The sequence below is a fragment of the Pseudomonas sp. P42 genome (assembly GCF_017973755.1).
GTDB classification, from domain to species: domain Bacteria; phylum Pseudomonadota; class Gammaproteobacteria; order Pseudomonadales; family Pseudomonadaceae; genus Aquipseudomonas; species Aquipseudomonas iridis.
On record NZ_JACOPU010000003.1, the window covers coordinates 169,081 to 190,097 of the forward strand.

21 protein-coding genes are annotated in these 21,017 nt (G+C 58.9%); 8 read left to right on the forward strand and 13 right to left on the reverse strand.

What is annotated here, in order from left to right; genetic code table 11:
- Window positions 1-2: 2 nt before the first annotated feature.
- The gene (locus tag H8B20_RS10120; RefSeq protein WP_210623062.1) at window positions 3-740 is read right to left on the reverse strand and encodes a substrate-binding periplasmic protein; all 738 of its coding nucleotides are present in this window, start codon (window positions 738-740) and stop codon (window positions 3-5) included.
- A gap of 254 nt (window positions 741-994) precedes the next feature.
- Between H8B20_RS10120 and H8B20_RS10125 the strand changes: the two genes are divergently transcribed.
- Window positions 995-1,447, forward strand: coding sequence for a GNAT family N-acetyltransferase (locus H8B20_RS10125; protein ID WP_210623063.1), 453 nt, complete (start codon window positions 995-997; stop codon window positions 1,445-1,447).
- A 123-nt stretch (window positions 1,448-1,570) separates the two neighbouring features.
- Here the strand turns inward: H8B20_RS10125 and H8B20_RS10130 are convergent, their stop codons facing one another.
- From H8B20_RS10130 to H8B20_RS10140, 3 genes are read right to left on the reverse strand one after another with little or no spacing between them, the layout of a single operon-like run.
- Complete coding sequence (locus H8B20_RS10130; RefSeq protein WP_027610630.1) at window positions 1,571-1,867, reverse strand: winged helix-turn-helix domain-containing protein; 297 nt, start codon at window positions 1,865-1,867, stop codon at window positions 1,571-1,573.
- A gap of 26 nt (window positions 1,868-1,893) precedes the next feature.
- Window positions 1,894-2,385 carry a M48 metallopeptidase family protein gene (locus H8B20_RS10135; protein WP_150601920.1) on the reverse strand — a complete coding sequence of 164 codons (492 nt, stop codon included), beginning with the start codon at window positions 2,383-2,385 and terminating at the stop codon, window positions 1,894-1,896.
- A 44-nt stretch (window positions 2,386-2,429) separates the two neighbouring features.
- Window positions 2,430-4,553, reverse strand: coding sequence for a putative bifunctional diguanylate cyclase/phosphodiesterase (locus tag H8B20_RS10140; protein WP_210623064.1), 2,124 nt, complete (start codon window positions 4,551-4,553; stop codon window positions 2,430-2,432).
- A gap of 320 nt (window positions 4,554-4,873) precedes the next feature.
- Between H8B20_RS10140 and H8B20_RS10145 the strand changes: the two genes are divergently transcribed.
- On the forward strand, window positions 4,874-5,542 hold the full coding sequence (locus H8B20_RS10145) for a polysaccharide lyase family 7 protein (RefSeq protein WP_150601922.1): 669 nt from the start codon (window positions 4,874-4,876) through the stop codon (window positions 5,540-5,542).
- Between the two features lie 468 nt (window positions 5,543-6,010).
- Entirely contained in the window at window positions 6,011-6,373 is a 363-nt protein-coding gene (locus tag H8B20_RS10150; protein WP_047303878.1) for a DUF6124 family protein, read from the forward strand.
- A gap of 60 nt (window positions 6,374-6,433) precedes the next feature.
- Here the strand turns inward: H8B20_RS10150 and fba are convergent, their stop codons facing one another.
- The 6 genes from fba to tkt form a co-directional block, all read right to left on the reverse strand.
- On the reverse strand, window positions 6,434-7,498 hold the full coding sequence (gene fba, locus H8B20_RS10155; protein ID WP_007913760.1) for a class II fructose-bisphosphate aldolase: 1,065 nt from the start codon (window positions 7,496-7,498) through the stop codon (window positions 6,434-6,436).
- A gap of 262 nt (window positions 7,499-7,760) precedes the next feature.
- The gene (locus H8B20_RS10160) at window positions 7,761-8,093 is read right to left on the reverse strand and encodes an MliC family protein (protein ID WP_008081029.1); all 333 of its coding nucleotides are present in this window, start codon (window positions 8,091-8,093) and stop codon (window positions 7,761-7,763) included.
- 57 nt (window positions 8,094-8,150) lie between these two features.
- Window positions 8,151-8,372 (reverse strand): hypothetical protein, encoded by a 222-nt coding sequence (locus tag H8B20_RS10165; RefSeq protein WP_042561491.1) that lies wholly within the window; start codon window positions 8,370-8,372, stop codon window positions 8,151-8,153.
- 34 nt (window positions 8,373-8,406) lie between these two features.
- On the reverse strand, window positions 8,407-9,570 hold the full coding sequence (locus tag H8B20_RS10170) for a phosphoglycerate kinase (protein ID WP_210623065.1): 1,164 nt from the start codon (window positions 9,568-9,570) through the stop codon (window positions 8,407-8,409).
- A 12-nt stretch (window positions 9,571-9,582) separates the two neighbouring features.
- Entirely contained in the window at window positions 9,583-10,635 is a 1,053-nt protein-coding gene (gene epd, locus H8B20_RS10175) for an erythrose-4-phosphate dehydrogenase (RefSeq protein WP_150593634.1), read from the reverse strand.
- 149 nt (window positions 10,636-10,784) lie between these two features.
- Entirely contained in the window at window positions 10,785-12,782 is a 1,998-nt protein-coding gene (gene tkt, locus H8B20_RS10180; protein ID WP_042561494.1) for a transketolase, read from the reverse strand.
- 259 nt (window positions 12,783-13,041) lie between these two features.
- On the opposite strand from tkt, the gene H8B20_RS10185 reads away from it, so the two are divergent.
- From H8B20_RS10185 to H8B20_RS10200, 4 genes are all read left to right on the forward strand, one after another.
- Complete coding sequence (locus H8B20_RS10185) at window positions 13,042-14,037, forward strand: ArsR/SmtB family transcription factor (RefSeq protein ID WP_210623066.1); 996 nt, start codon at window positions 13,042-13,044, stop codon at window positions 14,035-14,037.
- A gap of 18 nt (window positions 14,038-14,055) precedes the next feature.
- Window positions 14,056-15,246, forward strand: a complete 1,191-nt coding sequence (gene metK, locus H8B20_RS10190) for a methionine adenosyltransferase (RefSeq protein ID WP_042561496.1) — start codon at window positions 14,056-14,058, stop codon at window positions 15,244-15,246.
- Window positions 15,247-15,397: 151 nt separating this feature from the next.
- The gene (ligB, locus tag H8B20_RS10195) at window positions 15,398-17,065 is read left to right on the forward strand and encodes an NAD-dependent DNA ligase LigB (RefSeq protein WP_210623067.1); all 1,668 of its coding nucleotides are present in this window, start codon (window positions 15,398-15,400) and stop codon (window positions 17,063-17,065) included.
- 95 nt (window positions 17,066-17,160) lie between these two features.
- Entirely contained in the window at window positions 17,161-17,556 is a 396-nt protein-coding gene (locus tag H8B20_RS10200) for a DUF1090 domain-containing protein (protein ID WP_042561498.1), read from the forward strand.
- Between the two features lie 137 nt (window positions 17,557-17,693).
- On the opposite strand, the gene H8B20_RS10205 is transcribed toward H8B20_RS10200, so the two are convergent.
- Window positions 17,694-18,143: a c-type cytochrome gene (locus H8B20_RS10205; protein ID WP_042561499.1), complete on the reverse strand. Its 450-nt coding sequence runs from the start codon at window positions 18,141-18,143 to the stop codon at window positions 17,694-17,696.
- Between the two features lie 128 nt (window positions 18,144-18,271).
- Here H8B20_RS10205 and mltA point away from each other — a divergent pair, with 128 nt between their 5' ends.
- Window positions 18,272-19,444 (forward strand): murein transglycosylase A, encoded by a 1,173-nt coding sequence (gene mltA / locus H8B20_RS10210; protein ID WP_210623068.1) that lies wholly within the window; start codon window positions 18,272-18,274, stop codon window positions 19,442-19,444.
- Window positions 19,445-19,539: 95 nt separating this feature from the next.
- On the opposite strand, the gene H8B20_RS10215 is transcribed toward mltA, so the two are convergent.
- Window positions 19,540-19,923 (reverse strand): MAPEG family protein, encoded by a 384-nt coding sequence (locus H8B20_RS10215; protein WP_042561501.1) that lies wholly within the window; start codon window positions 19,921-19,923, stop codon window positions 19,540-19,542.
- 39 nt (window positions 19,924-19,962) lie between these two features.
- Window positions 19,963-20,796 carry an EamA family transporter gene (locus H8B20_RS10220; RefSeq protein ID WP_210623069.1) on the reverse strand — a complete coding sequence of 278 codons (834 nt, stop codon included), beginning with the start codon at window positions 20,794-20,796 and terminating at the stop codon, window positions 19,963-19,965.
- Window positions 20,797-21,017: the final 221 nt, after the last annotated feature.

Sequence of the window (21,017 nt, forward strand, 5' to 3'; positions counted from 1 at the left end):
ACCTACATCCCATGCTGGCGCAGCAACTTGTCATAACTCCCATCCGCCTTCATCGCTGCAATTGCCTTGTCAAATCCCGCGACAATCTGCGCATGCTGCGGATTCTTCAGACTCACCAATATGTGCAGGCTGTTCTCGCTCAACGGCTTGGGCAAAAACTCCACCGCACTGCGGACCTTCGATGATTCCCGCGCCAGGTAATACCGCGCGACATATTCATCCTCCAGCGTCAGCTTGACCCGATCCGCCGCCAGCATGCGCACGCCCATGGCAAAGTTATGCACAGGGACTTTCTGCAACGCCGTGTCGGCATCAAATGGCGGCGAATAGGCGTAGCCGCGCACCACCGCTATGGGATACGTGTGCAGTTGCTGCAGATTGTTGTATTCGAGTGGCGTGTCTTTGCGCTTGAGAAAGCGGATGCGGTTGACCAGATACTCACCGGAAAACTGCCCCAGTTTCGTCCGGTCTTCGTTGTACCAGGCATTGACCAGTACGTCGTAACGCCCCTCGCCAACCCCCAGCAGCGCCCGCGCCCAGGGCACTTGCTGATACCCGCTGGCAAAACCGGCCCGGGCCAGCGCGGTGGTGACGATGTCGGTGGCCAGACCGCCGTTGACCAGTGTGTCATCGGTAAAGGGTGGCCAGATATCAAACACCAGCCGCAGCTTCTGCGCCGCTGCGGTCTGAGCCAGCAAGAGCAATCCGATCAAAGCAAAGGCTCGATGCAAACGCGGCATGCTTGAAAATCCTTAGCGGGCCGGAGCCCTGCATGTTTTCAGTCAAAACCCCAAGGCCCCTTACCGGCAAAACCCAGGCACTAACATTAGCTCAATGGAGCCCGTGCACAGCGCTCACCCGCAGATTACACAAAGACAACCGTGATGCGCGAAAGGAATGATGGCATTTTGACCTTTGTCACAGACTCTTACGCCATACAGACATCTTGGGTGTCTGCGCTTAGTATCGGACGACGTATTCAAGGAATCGGAAAATGACAATCGATTGGGTCTGCAAACATCACAGCGATCTGGGCAAAGAGCAGCTGTACGCACTGTTGAAGCTGCGGTCGGAAGTGTTCGTGGTTGAACAGAAATGCGCCTACCCCGACCTCGACGGGCAGGATCTGGAGGGCGACACCTATCACCTGATGGGTTGGGAAGATGACCAGTTGATGGCTTACCTGCGCCTGCTGGATCCGGAGTCCCAGGGCAGCGACGTGGTCATCGGCCGCGTGATCACCGCGCCGCAAGCCCGCGGCCAAGGGGTGGGGCACGAAATGATGGAGCAGGCGCTGAAGCAGGCCGAGAAACACTGGCCGCAGGTGCCGATCTATCTGTCGGCGCAGGCGCATTTGCAGGGGTATTACGGCAAGTACGGTTTCGTGGTGGCGGGTGAGGAATATCTGGAGGACGACATTCCGCATATCGGGATGCGTCGTTCCTGAAAGCCCCATCGCTGGCAAGCCAGCTCCCACAAGGCATTGCGTCGTTCACAACTTATGTGAACACCAGAAAAACCTGTGGGAGCTGGCTTGCCAGCGATGGCGGCAGCCCAGTCCACTCAGGATTCAGGGATACTCAAGCACGGCCTTGATCTGCCGCAGATTGCGCTCGATCCACCCCCGATCAATCGCCCCCCACTCACGAATCCGATAACGCCCGGCATGGTTGCGGGCGCCCTCTTCCTGCTCGAACTCGCAAATGATATCCAGATCCGCCAGTGCGGCGATCGTGTCCTGCGCGGTGCGGCGGGGCATGCCGGTCACTTCGGTCAGCGCTGGCACGCTTGGGGCCAGACCGCTGTCGATCAGGTACGCGACGTACAAGCGTCGATAGAAACTGCTTTTGGTCTTGCTGACGTCCATCCACACCTTCCTGGTTGCGACTGTTGTTATTGCATATCTCGCCAGGTCAGATACACCCGCAGATCAAACTCGACCTGGTGATACCCCGGCAGCATGTGTTCGCACAATTTGTAAAACGCCTTGTTGTGATCCGACTCTTTGAAATGCGCCAATTCATGCACGACGATCATTTTCAGAAAGTCCGGCGCAGCGTCCTTGAACAGCGAGGCGATACGAATCTCTTTCTTGGCCTTGAGTTTGCCGCCCTGAACGCGCGAAACCGTGGTGTGCAACCCGAGAGCACGGTGGGTCAGGTCGAGGCGGTTGTCGAACAGCACTTTGTCGATGGCCGGGGCGTTGCGCAGGTATTCCTGCTTCAGGTCCAGCGCGTAGGTGTACAGCGCCTTGTCGCTCTGCACATCGTGGCGGCCCGCATAACGCTGGTCCAGGTATTCACCCAGACGCCCGTCGGCGATCAATTGGCGCACCTGATCCTGGAGTTGCGCGGGATAGGCCTGGAGGTACTTCAACACAGTCATGGACGGGCGACACGGTTCGAAAAAGGTGCGCCAGTGTAGCGAATTCAGCCGGGCAACGCGCTCCAGTCGAAAGGCTCGGCAAAGCTTGCGGCGTCTTCGGCAACCATCGGACGCGCCACGAGAAAGCCCTGTACGTACTCGCAGCCGTGGGCTTGCAGCCATTGATATTGCTCGATGGTCTCGACACCCTCGGCAATCACCAGCAAACCGTATTGCTTGCACAGATTGATCACCGTGCTCACCAGGTACGCATCCTTTTTGGAGTCCGGCAATCGAGCGATCAGATGGCGATCGAGCTTGAGTGTGTCCAGCTCCAGATCACGCAAATGCGTCAACGAACATGGCCCGGAGCCGAAGTCGTCGAGCGCCACCCGCACCCCGAGATTGCGCAGCAAGCGCAGCTGCTTGCGGGTTTCGTCGGGGTTTTGCATCAAGGCCTCCTCGGTGACCTCGACCTCCAGTTGCCGTGGCTGCAAGGTATGCCGCTCCATGACCTGACGCAACTCGGTGACCAGATTGGGCAGACCAAACTGTGTGTTGCTCAAACTAACGCCGAGCACCAGGTCTTCGGCAAACAAGGTTTCCCAAGCCTTTCGCTGCCCAGCGCCACGGTGATAAATCCAGCTGCCAAGGCGACTGATCAGCCGCGCCTCCTCCAGCAACGGCAGGAACAACCCCGGCGGCACATCACCCACGCTCGGGTGCTGCCAACGCAACAGCGCCTCGAAACCACGGATCTGCCCGCTATCAATCGCCACCTGCGGTTGATAGACCAGATTGAAATCACGGTTTTCGATGGCCGTGCGCACACTTTCTTCAAGCATCAACCGCGAGCGCGCACGGCCGTTCATTTCATGATCATAGAAACGATATTGCTGACGCCCGGCGCGTTTGGCTTCGTACATGGCGATGTCCGAGGCACGTAGCAATCCGTCGAGGTTCGATCCGCAGTCCGGATAAGTGGCGATGCCGATACTGGCGCCGAGGGCAATATCCATACCTTCGATTTGCTGACAGATCGAGACCCGTTCAATCAGTTTCTCGGCAATCTTCGCCGCCTGCTCGGGAAACTCCAGATCCAGCAGTGCAGTAAATTCATCACCGCCCATGCGCGCAAGAATATCGAACGGCCGCAAACACGCCTTCAACTGTTCAGAGACCCAGCGCAACACACGGTCACCCGCGTCATGCCCGAGGGAATCGTTGACGCGTTTAAAGCCGTCGAGATCCAGATAAAGCAGCACCCAACTGCCATCGCTGCGTTCGCCGCGCAGCAGCAGGTTTTCGACGGTTTGATAAAAGCCACGACGATTGAGCAACCCGGTCAGCGGATCAGTGACTGCCTGATATTCAAGCTGCTGGTGCAAATGACGCACCACCGACATGTCGAGCACCGTCACCACCATCCCATATTGCTCGGCAGGTAACGGCGCGCAGGACAGCGCCACCGGCACTTGCTGTCCGGGCGCGGTACGCAGCAAAGCGTCGCGCAGCCGCAAGGTTTCGCCGCGCTGGTAACTGCTTTTGAATTCGGAATCGGCCCACAACGGGATGTGTGGTTTCTGCAGGTAATCAAGAAACTCCTTACCCTCCAGCTCTTTCACCGGCGCATTGAGCAGCCGTGAAATCGCCGGATTGGCAAAGCGGATCAGACCGTCCTCGCCCAGCACCAGAATGCCTTCGGCAGCGTTATCCAGCACCGAGGCATTAAATGCCCGCGCCACCTCCAGATCGCGAGTCAGTTGCTGCAAGGCGCGGCGATTGCGCTGATGCTCCAGCAGTGCTTGCACCTTGGGCTTGAGGATCTGCGGGTCGAAGGGTTTAAACAGGTAATCCACCGCCCCACTGGCATAGCCCTTGATCACGGCGTCCTGAGATTGCTCGTTGGCGGTGAGGAAAATGATTGGCGTGAGGCGCGTGCGCTGACTGCCGCGCATCAGCCGCGCGACTTCAAAGCCGTCCATGCCCGGCATCTGCACATCCAGCAGGACCAGATCGACGTCGTGTTCGAGCAGAATATTGAGCGCCTCAAAACCGGATGCGGCGGTCATGACGTGCCAATCCTGACGCTGCAGCAATGCGCGCATGCTAATCAGGTTTTCAGGGTAGTCATCTACGATTAAGAGGACAGAGCTGCCTTCACTTGGCGGGGGTTGCGCGCATTCCATGCTGCTTCTCTTGTCGGGACATCAGGTCGGTTCCGGAAAAAACCGCACACATACTGAGCGTTCACTCTAGTCTTGGATCCACAAAAGCAGTAGCTGTCATCAAGCCATCATTTAACGAATGACTGGTTTAGCCGACTAACGGTCACGCTTGAAGTCCCCTGAAACAGGGAAAGGTGGCATTTCGACAGGATGTTGACGTCAACTGTCCGCCGGACGGCCGTTAACAAACTTTCCCTCTACGCTTATAAAGGCCGCCCCAAAACGCGCGGGCTAGAGCATCTGGCACGTGCGTGCAGCGAAACTTGAGTGGAAGAACCGACATGATCGATCTCGCAACCTGGAACCTCAGCGTTCCCGTTGGCAGCCCGCCATATACCGTCGAAACCTCCAAACTGGTGAAAGGCTTCAAGGATCAATACTTCCATTCCGACACCGGCACCCTGTTCTTCTGGTCACCGGTCACCGGGTCAAAAACCGAAAACGCCATCTACCCGCGTACTGAATTGCGGGAGACCTACAGCAACGGCACCCTGCGAAATTGGTATTACCCGGACGCCGACAACCTGCTACGCGCAACCGTCACGGTCAACAAAGTGCCAAGCTCCGGCAAAATCGTCATCGGCCAGATTCATGCTTATGAAAGCCAGAAGCCGATGCTCAAGCTCGAGTACCAATACAAGACTAAAACCGAAACCGGCAACCTTGTAATCAAAGTCCGCATGCGCCCCGATGACGACGAAAGCCGCGTCATCACCCTCGCCACCGGAATCAAAATGGACCGCGAATTCAACTACCTCATCCACCTCAGCCCCGGCGGCGCGTTGGGCGTGAGTGCGGCGGGTTATCAGTGGGATTCACAGATCAGCGCGACGTGGCGTAACAAGCCGCTGTATTTCAAGGCAGGGGTGTATGTGCAGGACAACACCGGCTACACCAGCGAGGGTGGGCAGGTGACCTTCAGCAAACTCGATATCGATCACGACAAATAACCCGCGTTCTCCTGTAGGAGCTGCCGAAGGCTCGGGCCGCGATCGGACGATCTTTTGATCTTGTTTTTGATGCTAGAAAGACAAATCAAAAGATCGCAGCCTCCGGCAGCTCCTACATTTAAACAGGGTTGTTTAGATTGGTCGGCGGTTACTTCCCGAAGCCTACAACAGCTTGCGTCGTTGCCTACGGGTACGCCAGAATCCGCCGGCTTGTGCGCCTGGAGGGCCATCGGTAACTTGATTCGCGTCACTGATTTCCAGTGATCGGGTTTAGTAGCCCGTGGTGTTTTTCAGTTATGTGCGTAGCGCTTCAGTCAGCTCTTGCTGTCTGACTTGATGGTGGCTGTGTGCAGGGCGCTTCGGCGCGCCGGTCAATGCTGAATACTCCCCGGTCTACTAACCTGCGCACAGCTGCCACCCTTCTTTTAGTAGAGAGGGAGAAGCGGCTCCAACAGGAGTTTTCAGCTTATGACCAAATCAACGCCACACCCGCCGACCACCGACCCGGCCTCCCCGTACGAATCCCCCGACTCAAAAAAACTCAACGACGCCGCCGAACGCGCCCTCGACCACTACCTCAATCCCGCCGCCCACATAATGGCGAGCACCAACAACCCCGAACCCATGTACCTTGCCAACCCGAAGTACAACACCGAGTCCTTGCTGGCCAATGCCAGCGAAACGTTGGGCTCAGCCAGCGAAATGCTCAACAACTTCGCGGCGATGCTCGATACCTCGCACCGCAAGACCGCGCTGGGCATTGCGCAAGTCGTCATGCTCGGTGAACTGGCGGTGAATCAAGCGCTGGATCATGTTGAGTTGAAGGAATAGTCACCCACAAAAAACCCGCCTCTCGGCGGGTTTCTTGATTCAATGGTTTAACGCTCAGGCTTAGTTCACCTTGGCGTTCAACTCACCCTTCAGATAACGCTGGTACATCGCTTCCAGCGAGATCGGCTTGATCTTCGAAGCGTTACCGGCAGTGCCGAACGCTTCATAACGCGCGATACATACATCACGCATTGCAGTCACGGTGGCGCCGAAGAATTTACGTGGGTCGAATTCGCTCGGGTTGGTGGCCATCAGGCGACGCATGGCGCCGGTGGATGCCAGGCGCAGGTCGGTGTCGATGTTGACCTTGCGCACGCCGTACTTGATGCCTTCGACGATTTCTTCAACCGGTACGCCGTAGGTTTCTTTGATGTCGCCGCCGTACTGGTTGATGATTGCCAGCCACTCTTGTGGCACCGACGAGGAACCGTGCATCACCAGGTGGGTGTTAGGGATGCGTTTGTGGATTTCCTTGATGCGGTCGATGGCCAGCACGTCGCCGGTAGGTGGCTTGGTGAACTTGTAGGCGCCGTGGCTGGTGCCGATGGCGATGGCCAATGCGTCGACCTGGGTGCGCTTGACGAAGTCAGCGGCTTCTTCCGGGTCGGTCAGCATTTGGCTGTGATCCAGAACGCCTTCGGCGCCGATGCCGTCTTCTTCACCGGCCATACCGGTTTCCAGGGAACCCAGGCAGCCCAGCTCGCCTTCTACCGAAACGCCGCAGGCGTGAGCCATGGCTACGGTCTGCTGAGTGACGCGGACGTTGTAGTCGTAGTCGGTCGGGGTCTTGCCGTCTTCGCCGAGGGAACCGTCCATCATCACCGAGCTGAAGCCCAGTTGGATCGAGCGCTGGCAGACGTCAGGGCTGGTGCCGTGGTCCTGGTGCATGCACACCGGGATGTGCGGGAATTCTTCGATCGCGGCCAGGATCAGGTGACGCAGGAATGGCGCGCCGGCGTATTTACGGGCGCCGGCCGAAGCCTGGACGATCACCGGGGAGTCAGTCTTGTCAGCGGCTTCCATGATGGCGCGCATCTGCTCAAGGTTGTTGACGTTGAAAGCTGGAACGCCGTAGCCGAACTCGGCTGCGTGGTCCAACATCTGGCGCATGCTGATAAGTGCCATTGTGTGTGTCTCTCCCGGTTTGGGTCGTTAATCGTGCCAGCCTGCCGGAGCGGCGGCGGCTATTCAAGTGATTGCAGATCGGGGGTTGAGGCCCGGCCTGGTGATTCGGTGGTACCAAAATCTTGTGAACAACACAGAACCCCTGTGGGAGCGAGCCTGCTCGCGAAAGCGGTCTGACAGACACTGCATCATCGGCAATAAGATTGCTTTCGCGAGCAGGCTCGCTCCCACATTTGGATCTCCGTACATCAATTCAATCGTGTTACTCGGCTTTGCAGCCGCGGCCGATCAGGTCATTGGTGGCGACCCAATACACCAGGCCCTCCTCACCCTTGACGTGAAACGCCAGCATGCCGTCGCTGTACAGCGTGCCCGAGGCGCCCGGTTCTTCTTTCAGGCGATAGACCTGATCACCGCCACCCAGTCGAACGTCGACTTCCTTCTGGCCGGCATCGGCGTAACGCCAGAGCACTTTGGCCTGGCTGTCGCAGGTCCAGGTGGTCCAGTTATCCGCAGGGGCGGACGACTGAAACAGGTTCAACTGCGCGCAACCGCCCAACAATGCCAACGCCGCAATGGCGATCAAGCCTTTCATCCGTGTTCCTCGACTGACGACGCACGCCGCCAGTCCTGAGTTAAAGAGTCAGACCCGTCAAGGACAACCATGTTCCTTGGCCGGGGTTTGCGTCTCGTATTTGTCCAGACCGTCCGGCCCGGAACGCTTGTTCAGCACCGGGTTGGTCTCGGCCTGCCAGTCGGCCTGATAACAGCCTTTGTGCACCGCGTCTGGCGCAGGCGTAGGCTCGGCCTTCGGGTTGCTCCCGCAGGCCGCCAGCGTACCGGTCAGCAACAACAATGCTAACGACTTGACCATGTGAACACTCCTTTGCCTGGCCAAACGGGCGGCCTCAGGCCTTGGCCCGGCTTTCCAGGACTTCAACGGCTGGCAGCACTTTGCCTTCGACGAATTCGAGGAACGCGCCGCCACCGGTGGAAATGTAGGAGATCTTTTCAGCCACGCCATATTTATCGATGGCCGCCAGGGTGTCGCCACCGCCGGCAATCGAGAACGCATCGCTGTCGGCAATGGCCTGAGCCAGCACTTTGGTGCCGTTGCCGAACTGATCGAACTCGAACACGCCGACCGGGCCATTCCACAGAATGGTTTTCGACGATTTCAGCAGTTCGGCGAAGTTGGCTGCGGTTTGCGGGCCGATGTCCAGAATCATGTCGTCGGCGGCAACGTCAGCGATGAGCTTGACGGTGGCTTCAGCGGACTCGGCGAATTCCTTGGCAACCACAACATCAACGGGCAGCGGCACGCTGACCTTGGCGGCGATGGCGCGCGCGGTGTCGAGCAGATCCGGTTCGTACAGCGACTTGCCTACCGGATGGCCGGCGGCGGCAAGGAAGGTGTTGGCGATACCGCCGCCGACGATCAGTTGATCGCAGATCTGGCTCAGGCTGTTCAGTACGTCGAGTTTGGTCGAGACCTTGGAGCCGGCAACGATGGCAGCCATTGGTTGCGCAGGCGCGCCCAGCGCTTTGCCCAGTGCATCCAGCTCGGCGGCCAGCAGTGGGCCAGCAGCGGCGACTTTGGCAAATTTGGCCACGCCGTGGGTCGAACCCTCGGCGCGGTGAGCGGTGCCGAACGCGTCCATCACGAACACGTCGCACAGGGCGGCGTATTGCTGGGCCAGTTCGTCAGCGTTCTTTTTCTCGCCCTTGTTGAAGCGCACGTTTTCGAACAGCACGATGTCGCCGGCCTTGACGTCAACGCCGCCCAGGTAATCGGCTACCAGCGGCACTTCACGGCCAAGTGCCTTTCTCAGGTAGTCAGCGACTGGCTTGAGACTGTTCTCGGCCGAGAACTCGCCTTCGGTCGGACGGCCAAGGTGCGAGCACACCATGACGGCGGCACCTTTTTCCAGGGCCAGCTTGATGGTCGGCAGCGAAGCCAGGATTCGCGCATCGCTGGTGACAACACCGTCCTTGACTGGGACGTTGAGGTCTTCGCGGATCAATACGCGCTTACCTTGCAGATCGAGGTCGGACATCTTCAACACGGTCATGGGTCGCACTTCCTACGGTTTTTTTGAAGTTGCTGTTTGCAGATAGTGTTCTGCAACGTCCAGCATTCGGTTGGCAAAACCCCACTCGTTGTCGAACCAGGCCAGGATGTTCACCAGCCGTGGGCCGGAAACGCGGGTCTGACTGGCATCGACGATGGCCGAATGTGGGTCGTGGTTGAAATCACAACTGGCGTGAGGCAATTCGGTGTAGGCCAAAAGACCCTTGAGCGGGCCGCTGGTGGCGGCTTCACGCAGGATCCGGTTGACCTCAGTGGCGTCGGTCGCCGTGGCGGTCTGCATCGTGATGTCGAGGCACGACACGTTGACCGTCGGCACGCGTACGGCTTTGGCTTGAATTCGGCCGGCAAGTTCCGGCAGCAGGCGCTCGATACCGCGCGCCAGACCAGTGGACACCGGGATCACCGACTGAAACGCCGAACGGGTGCGGCGCAGGTCTTCGTGGTGATAGGCGTCGATGACCGGCTGATCGTTCATCGCCGAGTGAATCGTGGTGATCGACACGTAATCAAGGCCGATCGCCTTGTCGAGCAGACGCAACAGCGGCACGCCGCAGTTGGTGGTGCAGGAGGCGTTGGACACCAGCAGTTCGTCGCCGGTCAGGCAGTCCTGATTGACGCCGTAAACGATGGTGGCGTCGACATCCGCCTCGCTGGCCATCGGCTGCGAGAACAGCACGCGCGGCGCGCCGGCGTTCAGGAAACGCTGGCCGTCTTCACGGGTGTTGTAGGCGCCGGAGCATTCGAGCACCAGATCGACGTCCAGCGACGCCCAATCGATGCCTTCGGGGGTGGCACTGCGCAGGACCTTCACGCAGTTGCCATTAATATGCAGACAATCGCCCTCGACCCGCACTTCGCCGGGGAACCGGCCGTGGGTAGAGTCGAAGCGTGTCAGGTATTCGATGCTGGCCATGTCGGCCAGATCGTTGATCGCGACAATTTCAAACCCGGCTTTCTCGCCTCGCTCAAACAACGCACGCAAGACGCAACGACCAATCCGGCCGTAGCCGTTGAGTGCAACTTTGTAAGGACGCGGTTGAGGCATGGGGTTCTCGATTACCGTGGTGAATCAGGCAGTGCAATGTTGCCCGAACCAACGCTTTCGCGAGCAGGCTCGCTCCCACAGGGAAACGCGTTCCAATGTGGGAGCGAGCCTGCTCGCGAAGGCGCCAGCTCAGACGACATCTATCTGGATCAGTCTTCCAGCAGCTCTTCAGCCTGACCGAGGATGTTTTCCAGGGTGAAGCCGAATTCCTCGAACAATGCTGGCGCAGGCGCCGACTCACCGTAAGTGGTCATGCCAATCACGCGACCTTCCAGACCCACGTACTTGAACCAGAAGTCGGCGTGAGCCGCTTCGATCGCGATACGCGCGCTGACCTGCAACGGCAGGACGGCTTGCTTGTAGCCAGCATCCTGAGCATCGAACACGCTGGTGCAAGGCATCGAAACCACGCGGACCTTGCGGCCCTGCTCGGTCAGTTTGTCGAATGCTTGAACAGCCAGGCCGACTTCCGAACCGGTCGCAATCAGGATCAGCTCAGGCTCGCCTGCGCAGTCCTTCAGCACGTAGCCACCGCGGCTGATGTCGGCGATCTGGCCAGCATCACGGGTTTGGTGCTGCAGGTTCTGACGCGAGAAGATCAGCGCCGATGGACCGTCCTTGCGCTCCAGAGCGTTTTTCCAGGCCACGGCCGATTCAACGGCATCGGCTGGACGCCAGGTGTCGAGGTTCGGCGTAGTGCGCAGGCTGGTCAGTTGCTCGATCGGCTGGTGCGTCGGGCCGTCTTCGCCCAGACCGATGGAGTCGTGGGTGTAGACGTGGATCACTTGCTTCTTCATCAGCGCCGACATGCGCACAGCATTGCGAGCGTATTCCATGAACATCAGGAAGGTCGCGCCGTAAGGCACCAGGCCGCCGTGCAGGGTGACGCCGTTCATGATGGCGGTCATGCCGAATTCGCGCACGCCGTAATACATGTAGTTGCCGCTGGCATCTTCAGCGCTGACGCCCTTGCAACCTTTCCACAGGGTCAGGTTGGAACCGGCCAGGTCAGCCGAACCGCCGAGCAATTCCGGCAGCAGCGGGCCGAACGCGTTCAGGGTGTTCTGGCTGGCTTTACGGCTGGCGATGGTTTCGCCTTTGGCAGCGACTTCAGCGATGTAGGCCGAGGCTTTTTCGGAGAAGTCTGCTGGCAGTTCACCGCTCAGACGACGGATCAGCTCGTTGGCTTCGGTCGGGAACGCGGCGGAGTAGGCAGCGAAACGCTGATCCCACTCGGCTTCTACAGCGCGGCCGGATTCCTTGGCATCCCACTCGGCATAGATGTCGGCCGGGATTTCGAATGGACCGTGGTTCCAGTTCAGCGCCTGACGGGTCAAGGCGATTTCCGCGTCACCCAATGGGGCGCCGTGGCAGTCTTCTTTGCCTTGCTTGTTCGGCGAACCGAAACCGATGGTGGTCTTGCAGCAGATCAGCGTCGGCTGCGCGCTCTTGCGAGCGGTTTCGATGGCGGTCTTGATCTCTTCCGGGTCGTGACCGTCAACGTTGCGGATCACTTGCCAGTTGTAGGCTTCGAAACGCTTCGGCGTGTCATCGGTGAACCAGCCTTCGACTTCGCCGTCGATGGAGATACCGTTGTCATCGTAGAAGGCGATCAGTTTGCCCAGACCCAACGTACCGGCCAGGGAAGCGACTTCGTGGGAAATGCCTTCCATCATGCAGCCATCACCCAGGAACACGTAGGTGTGGTGGTCAACGATGTTGTGGCTCGGACGGTTGAACTGCGCCGCCAGGACTTTTTCCGCCAGCGCGAAACCCACGGCGTTGGCCAGGCCCTGACCCAACGGGCCAGTGGTGGTCTCGACGCCTGGGGTATAGCCGAATTCCGGGTGACCCGGGGTGCGGCTGTGCAGTTGACGGAACTGCTTGAGGTCTTCGATCGACAGGTCGTAACCGGTCAGGTGCAGCAGCGAATAGATCAACATCGAGCCATGGCCGTTGGACAGCACGAAGCGGTCACGGTCGGCGAAGGATGGATTGCTCGGGTTGTGCTTGAGGTAGTCGCGCCAAAGCACTTCGGCGATATCTGCCATACCCATAGGTGCACCGGGATGGCCGCTGTTGGCTTTTTGCACGGCATCCATGCTGAGGGCACGAATGGCGTTGGCACGCTCACGACGGCTAGGCATCGCTGATCTCCTGGGTGTGAATAGATTGAAACGGAAAAAAGGAGGGCATTTTCCCTCACCGGAGCGCCTCGGGGCAATGACAGATAGTCATCCGGAAGCGTTTTTCCAATGGATAGCGGCGGATTAGGCAGGTGAAACCTTTCCGCTATTGGTTTGTAGAGTTAACCATCTCGTGAGAAGTGCCATCTATCGAGCAATATCAAAACTTTTTGATATTGCCCTTGCGGTGCTTTGAGGCCGTCACTAGACTGCCAACCCTATGAACTTACGCGTGCCTTCCATTCGCCATGACGATTGCGACGAGCTGGCGGCCCTGTGCAAGGCCGGCGGCGATCCGCTGCGCCTGAATGTATTGCGCGCGCTGGCCAACGATTCGTTCGGTGTACTGGAGCTGGCGCAAATTTTCGGCATCGGTCAGTCCGGCATGAGTCATCACCTTAAAGTGTTGGCGCAAGCCGATCTGGTGGCGACCCGCCGCGAAGGCAACGCGATTTTCTATCGCCGCGCCCTGCCCCACACCGAATTGCTGGGTGGCAAGTTGCACGCCGCATTGTTAGAAGAAGTCGACAACCTGGTGCTGCCTGACGACGTTCAAGCGCGAATCACTCAGGTTCACGGGCAACGGGCAGCGGCCAGTCAGGACTTTTTCGCTCGGGTAGCTGAGAAATTTCGCGCCCAGCAAGACTTGATCGCAGGCCTGCCGCAGTACCGCGAAAGCGTGCTGGCGCTGCTCGACAAACTGAATTTCGATGGTGCTGCCACGGCCATTGAAGTCGGCCCCGGCGATGGCGCTTTCCTGCCGGAACTGGCGCGTCGTTTCAGCACCGTAACCGCGCTGGACAACAGCCCGGCGATGCTCGAACTGGCGCGTCAGGTATGCGTTCGTGAACAACTGGCTAACGTCAGCCTGCAATTGGCCGATGCATTGAACGGCACCAGCCTTCAGGGCGATTGCGTGGTGTTGAACATGGTGTTGCACCATTTCGCCGCGCCGGCCGAAGCGCTCAAGCACATGGCCGACTTGCTGCAACCGGGCGGTAGCCTGCTCGTGACAGAGTTATGTAGCCACAACCAGAGTTGGGCCAGGGAGGCCTGCGGTGATCTGTGGTTGGGGTTTGAACAGGACGATTTGGCCCGTTGGGCCACCGCTGCGGGACTCGTTCCCGGGGAAAGCCTCTATGTAGGCTTACGTAATGGTTTCCAGATCCAGGTCCGCCACTTTCAGCGACCGGCTGGCGACACTCACCATCGGTAAATTCAGGAAAAAATCGAGATGAGCGAATACTCCCTCTTCACCTCCGAGTCCGTGTCCGAAGGGCACCCGGACAAAATCGCCGACCAGATTTCCGATGCGGTGCTGGACGCCATTATTGCTGAAGACAAGTTCGCCCGTGTGGCGTGCGAGACTCTGGTAAAGACCGGCGTTGCAATCATCGCTGGTGAAGTGACCACGTCGGCCTGGGTCGATCTGGAGGAAATCGTGCGTAACGTCATTCTGGACATCGGCTACAACAGCTCCGATGTCGGCTTCGACGGCGCAACTTGCGGTGTGATGAACATCATCGGCAAGCAGTCCCCAGACATCAACCAGGGTGTTGACCGTGCCAAGCCTGAAGATCAGGGTGCCGGCGACCAGGGCCTGATGTTCGGCTACGCCAGCAACGAAACCGACGTTTTGATGCCAGCCCCGATCACCTTCTCGCACCAGCTTGTTCAGCGCCAGGCCGAAGCCCGTAAATCGGGTCTGCTGCCTTGGCTGCGCCCGGACGCCAAGTCGCAAGTGACCTGCCGTTACGAAGGCGGCAAGGTTGTCGGTATCGACGCTGTAGTTCTGTCGACCCAGCACAACCCTGACGTATCGTACAAAGACCTGCGCGAAGGCGTGATGGAGCTGATCGTCAAGCACGTGCTGCCTGCCGAATTGCTGACCAAAGACACCCAGTTCCACATCAACCCGACTGGCCAGTTCATCATCGGCGGCCCGGTTGGCGACTGCGGTCTGACCGGTCGCAAGATCATCGTCGACAGCTACGGCGGCATGGCCCGTCACGGCGGCGGCGCGTTCTCCGGCAAGGATCCATCGAAGGTTGACCGTTCGGCTGCCTACGCTGGCCGTTATGTTGCCAAAAACATCGTCGCTGCCGGCCTGGCCGAGCGTTGCGAGATTCAGGTTTCCTACGCAATCGGTGTGGCCCAGCCTACCTCGATCTCGCTGAACACCTTCGGCACCGGCAAGATCAGCGACGACAAAATCGTCAAACTGGTGCGTGACGTGTTCGACCTGCGTCCATACGCGATCACCACCATGCTTGACCTGCTGCACCCGATGTACCAGGAAACTGCAGCCTACGGCCACTTCGGTCGCACGCCAGAGACCAAGACTGTTGGCGAAGACACCTTCACCACATTCACCTGGGAAAAAACCGACCGCGCCGACGCTCTGCGTTCTGCTGCCGGCTTGTAATTCCCTGGCTGCATGAAAAGCCCCGCACGGTTTGCGCCGTGCGGGGTTTTTTTATGCTTTCAAGATCCGCAACACCCCGAAAAACACCCGACCGACCTTGCTAAAAATCCTGACTAGTCTTCAGAAACCCCCATGAGCAAGGACGCTCAAGATGCGTTTGTTTTTGTTTGTTTTGCTGAACCTCATATACCTGACTGGCTACGCGTCTCAATGTCCGAACTGGGCCCTCACCCAGGCCCAGCGCGAAATCATCACCCTGCAAAAACAGATCGACCAATGGGACGACGCCTATCACCGCGAAGGCCGCGCCTTGATTGCCGACGAACTCTACGACCAATCGCGCCTGCGCCTAACCCAATGGCGACAGTGTTTCAAATTACCAATGGCGCACGAACCTTTGCGCACAGCCTCGGGCGCCATTGCGCATCCTATTGCCCACACTGGCCTGGACAAGCTGCATAAAGCCGAGGCCGTGGTGGCATGGCTGAGAGACCGCAAGGACGTCTGGGTACAGCCCAAAGTTGATGGCGTCGCCGTGACACTCATCTATCGCGCAGGGGAGTTGCAGCAAGCAATCAGTCGCGGCGACGGCGTCAACGGGCAAGACTGGACGGTATCGGCGCGCAACATCGACGCCATTCCTCAACGCTTGAAGCAACCGCTGGATGTGTTAGTGCAAGGCGAACTCTATTGGCGGTTGAACGAGCATGTTCAAGCACGCGCCGGCAGCGTCAATGCACGCGCTATCGTTGCAGGCTTGATGGGCAGAAAATCCCTGAGTACAGAACAAGGTGCCGGCATCGGCTTATTCATCTGGGACTGGCCACAAGGGCCTTCGGACTTGCCTGAGCGGCTATCGACACTGGCGGCGCTGGGCTTCGCCACAACGGTGCCCTACAGCTATCCCGTCCAGCAATTGGCAGAGGCGCAAAAGTGGCGCGAGCACTGGTATCGCTCCCCCCTGCCATTTGCCACTGATGGCATCGTTCTGCGCCAGAGCCGGCGCCCTCCCGCCGAACGCTGGCAGGCCCGCGCACCTTACTGGGCGATCGCCTGGAAATATCCGTTTGCCCAGGCATTGGCCGAAGTACGCAAGGTGAATTTCAAGATCGGTCGCACCGGCCGCATCACGCCGGTACTCGAACTGATACCCGTCATGCTCGATGACCGGGAGATCAAACGGGTCAGCGCCAGTTCACTCAAGCGCTGGCAGGCGCTGGATATCCGCCCCGGCGATCAGGTGGCAATCAGTCTGGCCGGACTCACGATTCCGCGTCTCGACAGCGCTGTATTACGCACCAGCGAGCGCGCAGCAATCAATGTCCCGAACGCCAAGGATTTTCATGCCTTGAGTTGCTGGCAGCCCACGCCCGGCTGCGAAAGCCAGTTTCTCTCGCGCCTGACCTGGCTCAGCGGCAAACAAGGACTGGCCATGCAGAATGTCGGGCGCGGTACTTGGGAGAAACTTCTCGAAACAGGCCGCGTGAAACACCTGCTGGATTGGTTGACCCTCGACGAGCCAGAGCTTGCTAACATTGCCGGCTTCGGCGAACGCAGCAGCGCGCGCCTGATGCACAGCTTTCGCAGCGCCCGCCAACGGCCATTCGCACAATGGCTCAAGGCACTGGGTATGCCGCCAACGGGCGGGGCAAAACTCCCCGACTCGTGGCAGGCACTGGCACAACGCGATACCGAACAATGGCAGAAGGAAGTCGGCATCGGCCCCGGTCGCGCAGCGCAATTGAACGCATTCTTCCGTGACGCGCAGGTGCTAGCCTTGAGTGAAATTTTACGCGCCGCCGGAATCGACGGTTTCTGAACATGCAATCCCGGCTCACCGGGAACCCAACGGTCGCCGAGGCGCTCCAACAGCGCAGCGCCCCCGACCCGAATGCCTTTGCACATGGAGCTTTTATGAAATTTTTCGCACCACTCGCCCTGCTCACCCTTTGCGGCGTCATGGCCGCTCCCGTGATGGCTGCCGAAGACGCTCCCGGCCTGACCGGCTGCGCGGCCAAGAAGCAAGGCATCGTGAACCAGATCGAGCAGGCCAAAGCCCGCGGCAACGCCGATCAGCAGGCAGGTCTGGAAACCGCTCTGCGTGAAGTCACCGAACATTGCACTGACGCCGGCCTGAAAAAAGAGCGCGAAAACAAGGTCCTCGAGGCCAAGCATGAAGTCAGCCAGCGCCAGGCCGACCTCGACAAGGCCATGAAGAAAGGTGATCCGGAGAAGATCGACAAGCGCAAGAACAAGCTCGCCGAATCGCGTAAAGAGCTGCAGGACGCGCTGGACCAGATCGACAAGTAAATAGTGGTGAGTTAAAGGCCGCCATCGCGGGCAAGCCCGCTCCCACAGGAATCTCGAGTGAACCTGGACTTTATGTACAGCAGAGAAATTTGTGGGAGCGGGCTTGCCCGCGATGGCGTCAGATCAGCCAACAGATATCAATGATCGCGAAACTCTTTATGGCAAGCGCTGCAGGCATCTTCAACCTTCTGCACCGCAGGCCCCAGGTTGCTGGCCTTGTACGGCTGGACCTTGCTGGCGACCACCAATTCACCGGTGGCGGCTTCAAGATTACGGGCCATTTCCTGGAAGCGCGCCTGCTTTTGCCAGACATCGTCTTTGGCGCTCGTGTGATCTTCTTCGCGCACTTGCGGGAAATGTTTCCACGGTTCGCGGGACAACGTATCGAGCTTCACCGCACCTTCGGCAAACTTCGGCCCGTCGAACGGAATGCGTCCACGCAACATGCCGCCCAGGTCTTCGCCGGTCTTGAGCATCTGCTTGAAGATCGTCTTGCGTTGGCCCAGCGGAGAATTCGGATCGACACCGCCACAGGCGGACAGGGTCAGACAGGCCAGCAATACAACAGCAATTCTTTTAAGAGTCATGGTGGCTTCAGGTCACGGAAATCGGCGGCCAGTATCCCCGCGTCACCGACAAACACCAATAGCCCTATTAAAAATGAGGGTTGCCGGAGCGCATGGAGCACTCTGGCGACCGGCACAGGAATCACTCCATGAACAGCCGTTTCAAGGCCTGGCGTCATCCGCTGATCACCACGCTTCCAATGCTGGCGATTCTCGCCGGTTGTACCGGTGGCGACAGCGACAAGCCGAAAACCCATGCGCTGGCCACTTATTCCAGCGCGACGTGGGAAGCACTGCCAGCGGTGTCCGATAGCGATCTGGTCGCCGGTTTCGGTTCTTGGCGCAGCGCCTGCACCCGCCTCAAAAATGATGCGGTCTGGGGCACGACCTGCGCCGCAGCAGCCAACGTGCCGCAGAGCGCCAGCGAGATTCGTGCTTTCCTCAAACAGAACTTGGATGTCTACGGCCTGCGTGCTGAAAATGACAACCCCAACGGGTTGATTACCGGCTACTACGAACCGGTGTACCCCGGCAGCCTGACGCCGACCGAAACGGCGAACGTTCCGGTGTATGGCGTGCCCGACGACATGATCATCGTCTCGCTCGACAGCATTTATCCCGAACTCAAAGGCAAACGCCTTCGCGGTCGACTTGAAGGTCGGGTGCTCAAGCCCTACGACGACGCGGCGACGATCGAAAGCAAAGGCGTGAACGCGCCCGTGGTTGCCTACCTCACCGACCCGATGAATCTGCAATTTTTGCAAATCCAGGGGTCCGGGCGGATTCAGACCCAGGACGGCAAGCAGCTACGCATTGCCTACGCCGACCAGAACGGCCACCCGTATCGACCGATTGGCCGTTGGCTGGTCGAGCAAGGCGAACTGAAGAAAGAAGACGTAACGATGGGCGCGATCAGCAACTGGGCCAAGGCCAATCCGTCGCGCATTCCGGAACTGCTGGGCAGCAACCCCAGCTATGTGTTTTTCACCCGCAATCCGGACAGCAACGAAGGCCCGCGCGGTTCGCTGAATGTGCCACTGACTGCCGGCTACAGCGCGGCGGTGGATCGCAAGGTGATTCCTTTGGGTAGCCTGTTGTGGTTGTCGACGACGCGCCCGGATGGCACGGCGCTGGTTCGCCCGGTGGCGGCGCAGGACACGGGCGGTGCGATTGCCGGTGAGGTTCGCGCAGATCTGTTCTGGGGCACCGGTGATGCGGCCGGGCAATTGGCTGGCGACATGAAACAGCAGGGGCAGATCTGGATGCTCTGGCCCAAAGGTGCACCGCTGCCACAAGTACCGCAGGTGGCCGACAAACCTTAAAAGCAAAAGATCGCAGCCTGCGGCAACTCCTACAGGGTGGATCTGTGACCTCTGTAGGAGCTGCCGTAGGCTGCGATCTTTTGACCTTGCTCTACCTAAACCGACACAAAGAAGAAGGAAGCAATCAACCCCATCCCCACAAACCACACCAGCGACCGCAGAATTGCCCAGTCCGCCAGATAGCAGATGATGTATAGCAGGCGACTGGTGATAAACAGCACCGCCAGCACATTCACGGTGACCAACTGCGCCGTCCCCACCAGATGCGCAACGATCACCGCTGCGGCAAACGCTGGCATCACTTCAAAGCTGTTCAGTTGCGCCGCATGCGCCCGCCGAGCCACGCCATTAACGCTGTCGAGAAAGTCTCGCGGGTCATGATTGTCACTGAGCCGGAAACCGCCCGAGATCTTGGCGACAATCGTGCACACGTACGGCAAAAAGATCGCGATCAACACACACCAAAGAGCCACCGTCATAACGCCATCCTTTTTTCGAGTTATAGAGTTCGCGAGCCGTCAGAACTTCATCACCAGTATGCCAATCAGCACCAGCCCACAAGCTAAGAGCCGCGACCTGCCGAAAGGTTCTTTGAGGTATCGCATTCCGAACAGCACCACCAGAATCACGCTGATCTCGCGCAACGCCGCTGCTTCGGCAATCGAGCCCAACTGCATCGCCCACAGCACCAGAGCGTAGCTGAACAACACGCAGAACCCGACCGTCAGCCCAAGTTTCCACTGCTCACGCCAGAACTGCTTGAATGCCGGACGTTTGGCGACCCACGCCAGCAACGGAAACGGCCAGGCGCTGAGCAGCGTGACCCAGACCAGGTAATCCAGCGGATGCGACCAGCGCCGCAGCGCCTGACCGTCAATGTAGGTGTAGCAGCCGATGCACAGCCCGATCAGCGCTACCACCGGCAACATCGACCACGGTAAATGTTTGCCACCGCCGCCCTGCCACAGCAGACACGCCATGCCGAACGGAATCAGCATGATCCCGAAGATCTGCTGTGCAGTGAGCACTTCACCGGCAAAGATCAGGGTCAGTGCCAGCACGACCAGTGGCGACAAACCGCGCATCAACGGATAGACCAGCCCGAGATCGCCAACGCGATAGGCCTGAATCAACAGATAGCGATAGAGCAGTTCGAACGCTGCCGACGCGAGAATCCACGGCCAGATGTCCATGGGCGGCACGTTCACGAAGGGCAACGCGATGGCGACAACCAGCAGCGCCACGGTGTCCATGCACGCCACCACCAGTAGCCGTTCGGCACTGAACTTGATCAGGGTATTCCACGCCGCATGCAGCAGCGCCGCTACCAACACCAAAGCTGTTGCCAGCACGTCTTACTCCTTATTATTTTTCACCGCACCCACGGCAATAATCGAATAGTCAGATTATTGATTCTCGATGTGTCAGCAGCTGTTTATACTGCAAGCGACCACGCCGCACTCAGTTGCGCACAGACTAATTCCAATAATTTCTGCCTGCCCCGCTCTCTTTCGAGACCGGTCGTTGGCCTGCGTATGCCTGATCACAGCGTCAAGACTACCGACAGAGACCT

Excerpts from the sequence above, each read along its gene's own strand:
- ligB (WP_210623067.1), top strand. The coding sequence starts at position 15,398 with ATGCGTTTGTTTTTGTTTGTTTTGCTGAACCTCATATACCTGACTGGC.
- H8B20_RS10150 (WP_047303878.1), top strand. The coding sequence starts at position 6,011 with ATGACCAAATCAACGCCACACCCGCCGACCACCGACCCGGCCTCCCCG.
- H8B20_RS10135 (WP_150601920.1), bottom strand. The coding sequence starts at position 2,385 with ATGACTGTGTTGAAGTACCTCCAGGCCTATCCCGCGCAACTCCAGGAT.
- epd (WP_150593634.1), bottom strand. The coding sequence starts at position 10,635 with ATGCCTCAACCGCGTCCTTACAAAGTTGCACTCAACGGCTACGGCCGG.
- H8B20_RS10165 (WP_042561491.1), bottom strand. The coding sequence starts at position 8,372 with ATGGTCAAGTCGTTAGCATTGTTGTTGCTGACCGGTACGCTGGCGGCC.
- H8B20_RS10120 (WP_210623062.1), bottom strand. The coding sequence starts at position 740 with ATGCCGCGTTTGCATCGAGCCTTTGCTTTGATCGGATTGCTCTTGCTG.
- H8B20_RS10200 (WP_042561498.1), top strand. The coding sequence starts at position 17,161 with ATGAAATTTTTCGCACCACTCGCCCTGCTCACCCTTTGCGGCGTCATG.
- H8B20_RS10145 (WP_150601922.1), top strand. The coding sequence starts at position 4,874 with ATGATCGATCTCGCAACCTGGAACCTCAGCGTTCCCGTTGGCAGCCCG.
- H8B20_RS10125 (WP_210623063.1), top strand. The coding sequence starts at position 995 with ATGACAATCGATTGGGTCTGCAAACATCACAGCGATCTGGGCAAAGAG.
- H8B20_RS10170 (WP_210623065.1), bottom strand. The coding sequence starts at position 9,570 with ATGACCGTGTTGAAGATGTCCGACCTCGATCTGCAAGGTAAGCGCGTA.
- fba (WP_007913760.1), bottom strand. The coding sequence starts at position 7,498 with ATGGCACTTATCAGCATGCGCCAGATGTTGGACCACGCAGCCGAGTTC.
- H8B20_RS10185 (WP_210623066.1), top strand. The coding sequence starts at position 13,042 with ATGAACTTACGCGTGCCTTCCATTCGCCATGACGATTGCGACGAGCTG.
- H8B20_RS10160 (WP_008081029.1), bottom strand. The coding sequence starts at position 8,093 with ATGAAAGGCTTGATCGCCATTGCGGCGTTGGCATTGTTGGGCGGTTGC.
- metK (WP_042561496.1), top strand. The coding sequence starts at position 14,056 with ATGAGCGAATACTCCCTCTTCACCTCCGAGTCCGTGTCCGAAGGGCAC.
- H8B20_RS10140 (WP_210623064.1), bottom strand. The coding sequence starts at position 4,553 with ATGGAATGCGCGCAACCCCCGCCAAGTGAAGGCAGCTCTGTCCTCTTA.
- H8B20_RS10130 (WP_027610630.1), bottom strand. The coding sequence starts at position 1,867 with ATGGACGTCAGCAAGACCAAAAGCAGTTTCTATCGACGCTTGTACGTC.
- mltA (WP_210623068.1), top strand. The coding sequence starts at position 18,272 with ATGAACAGCCGTTTCAAGGCCTGGCGTCATCCGCTGATCACCACGCTT.
- H8B20_RS10215 (WP_042561501.1), bottom strand. The coding sequence starts at position 19,923 with ATGACGGTGGCTCTTTGGTGTGTGTTGATCGCGATCTTTTTGCCGTAC.
- H8B20_RS10205 (WP_042561499.1), bottom strand. The coding sequence starts at position 18,143 with ATGACTCTTAAAAGAATTGCTGTTGTATTGCTGGCCTGTCTGACCCTG.
- tkt (WP_042561494.1), bottom strand. The coding sequence starts at position 12,782 with ATGCCTAGCCGTCGTGAGCGTGCCAACGCCATTCGTGCCCTCAGCATG.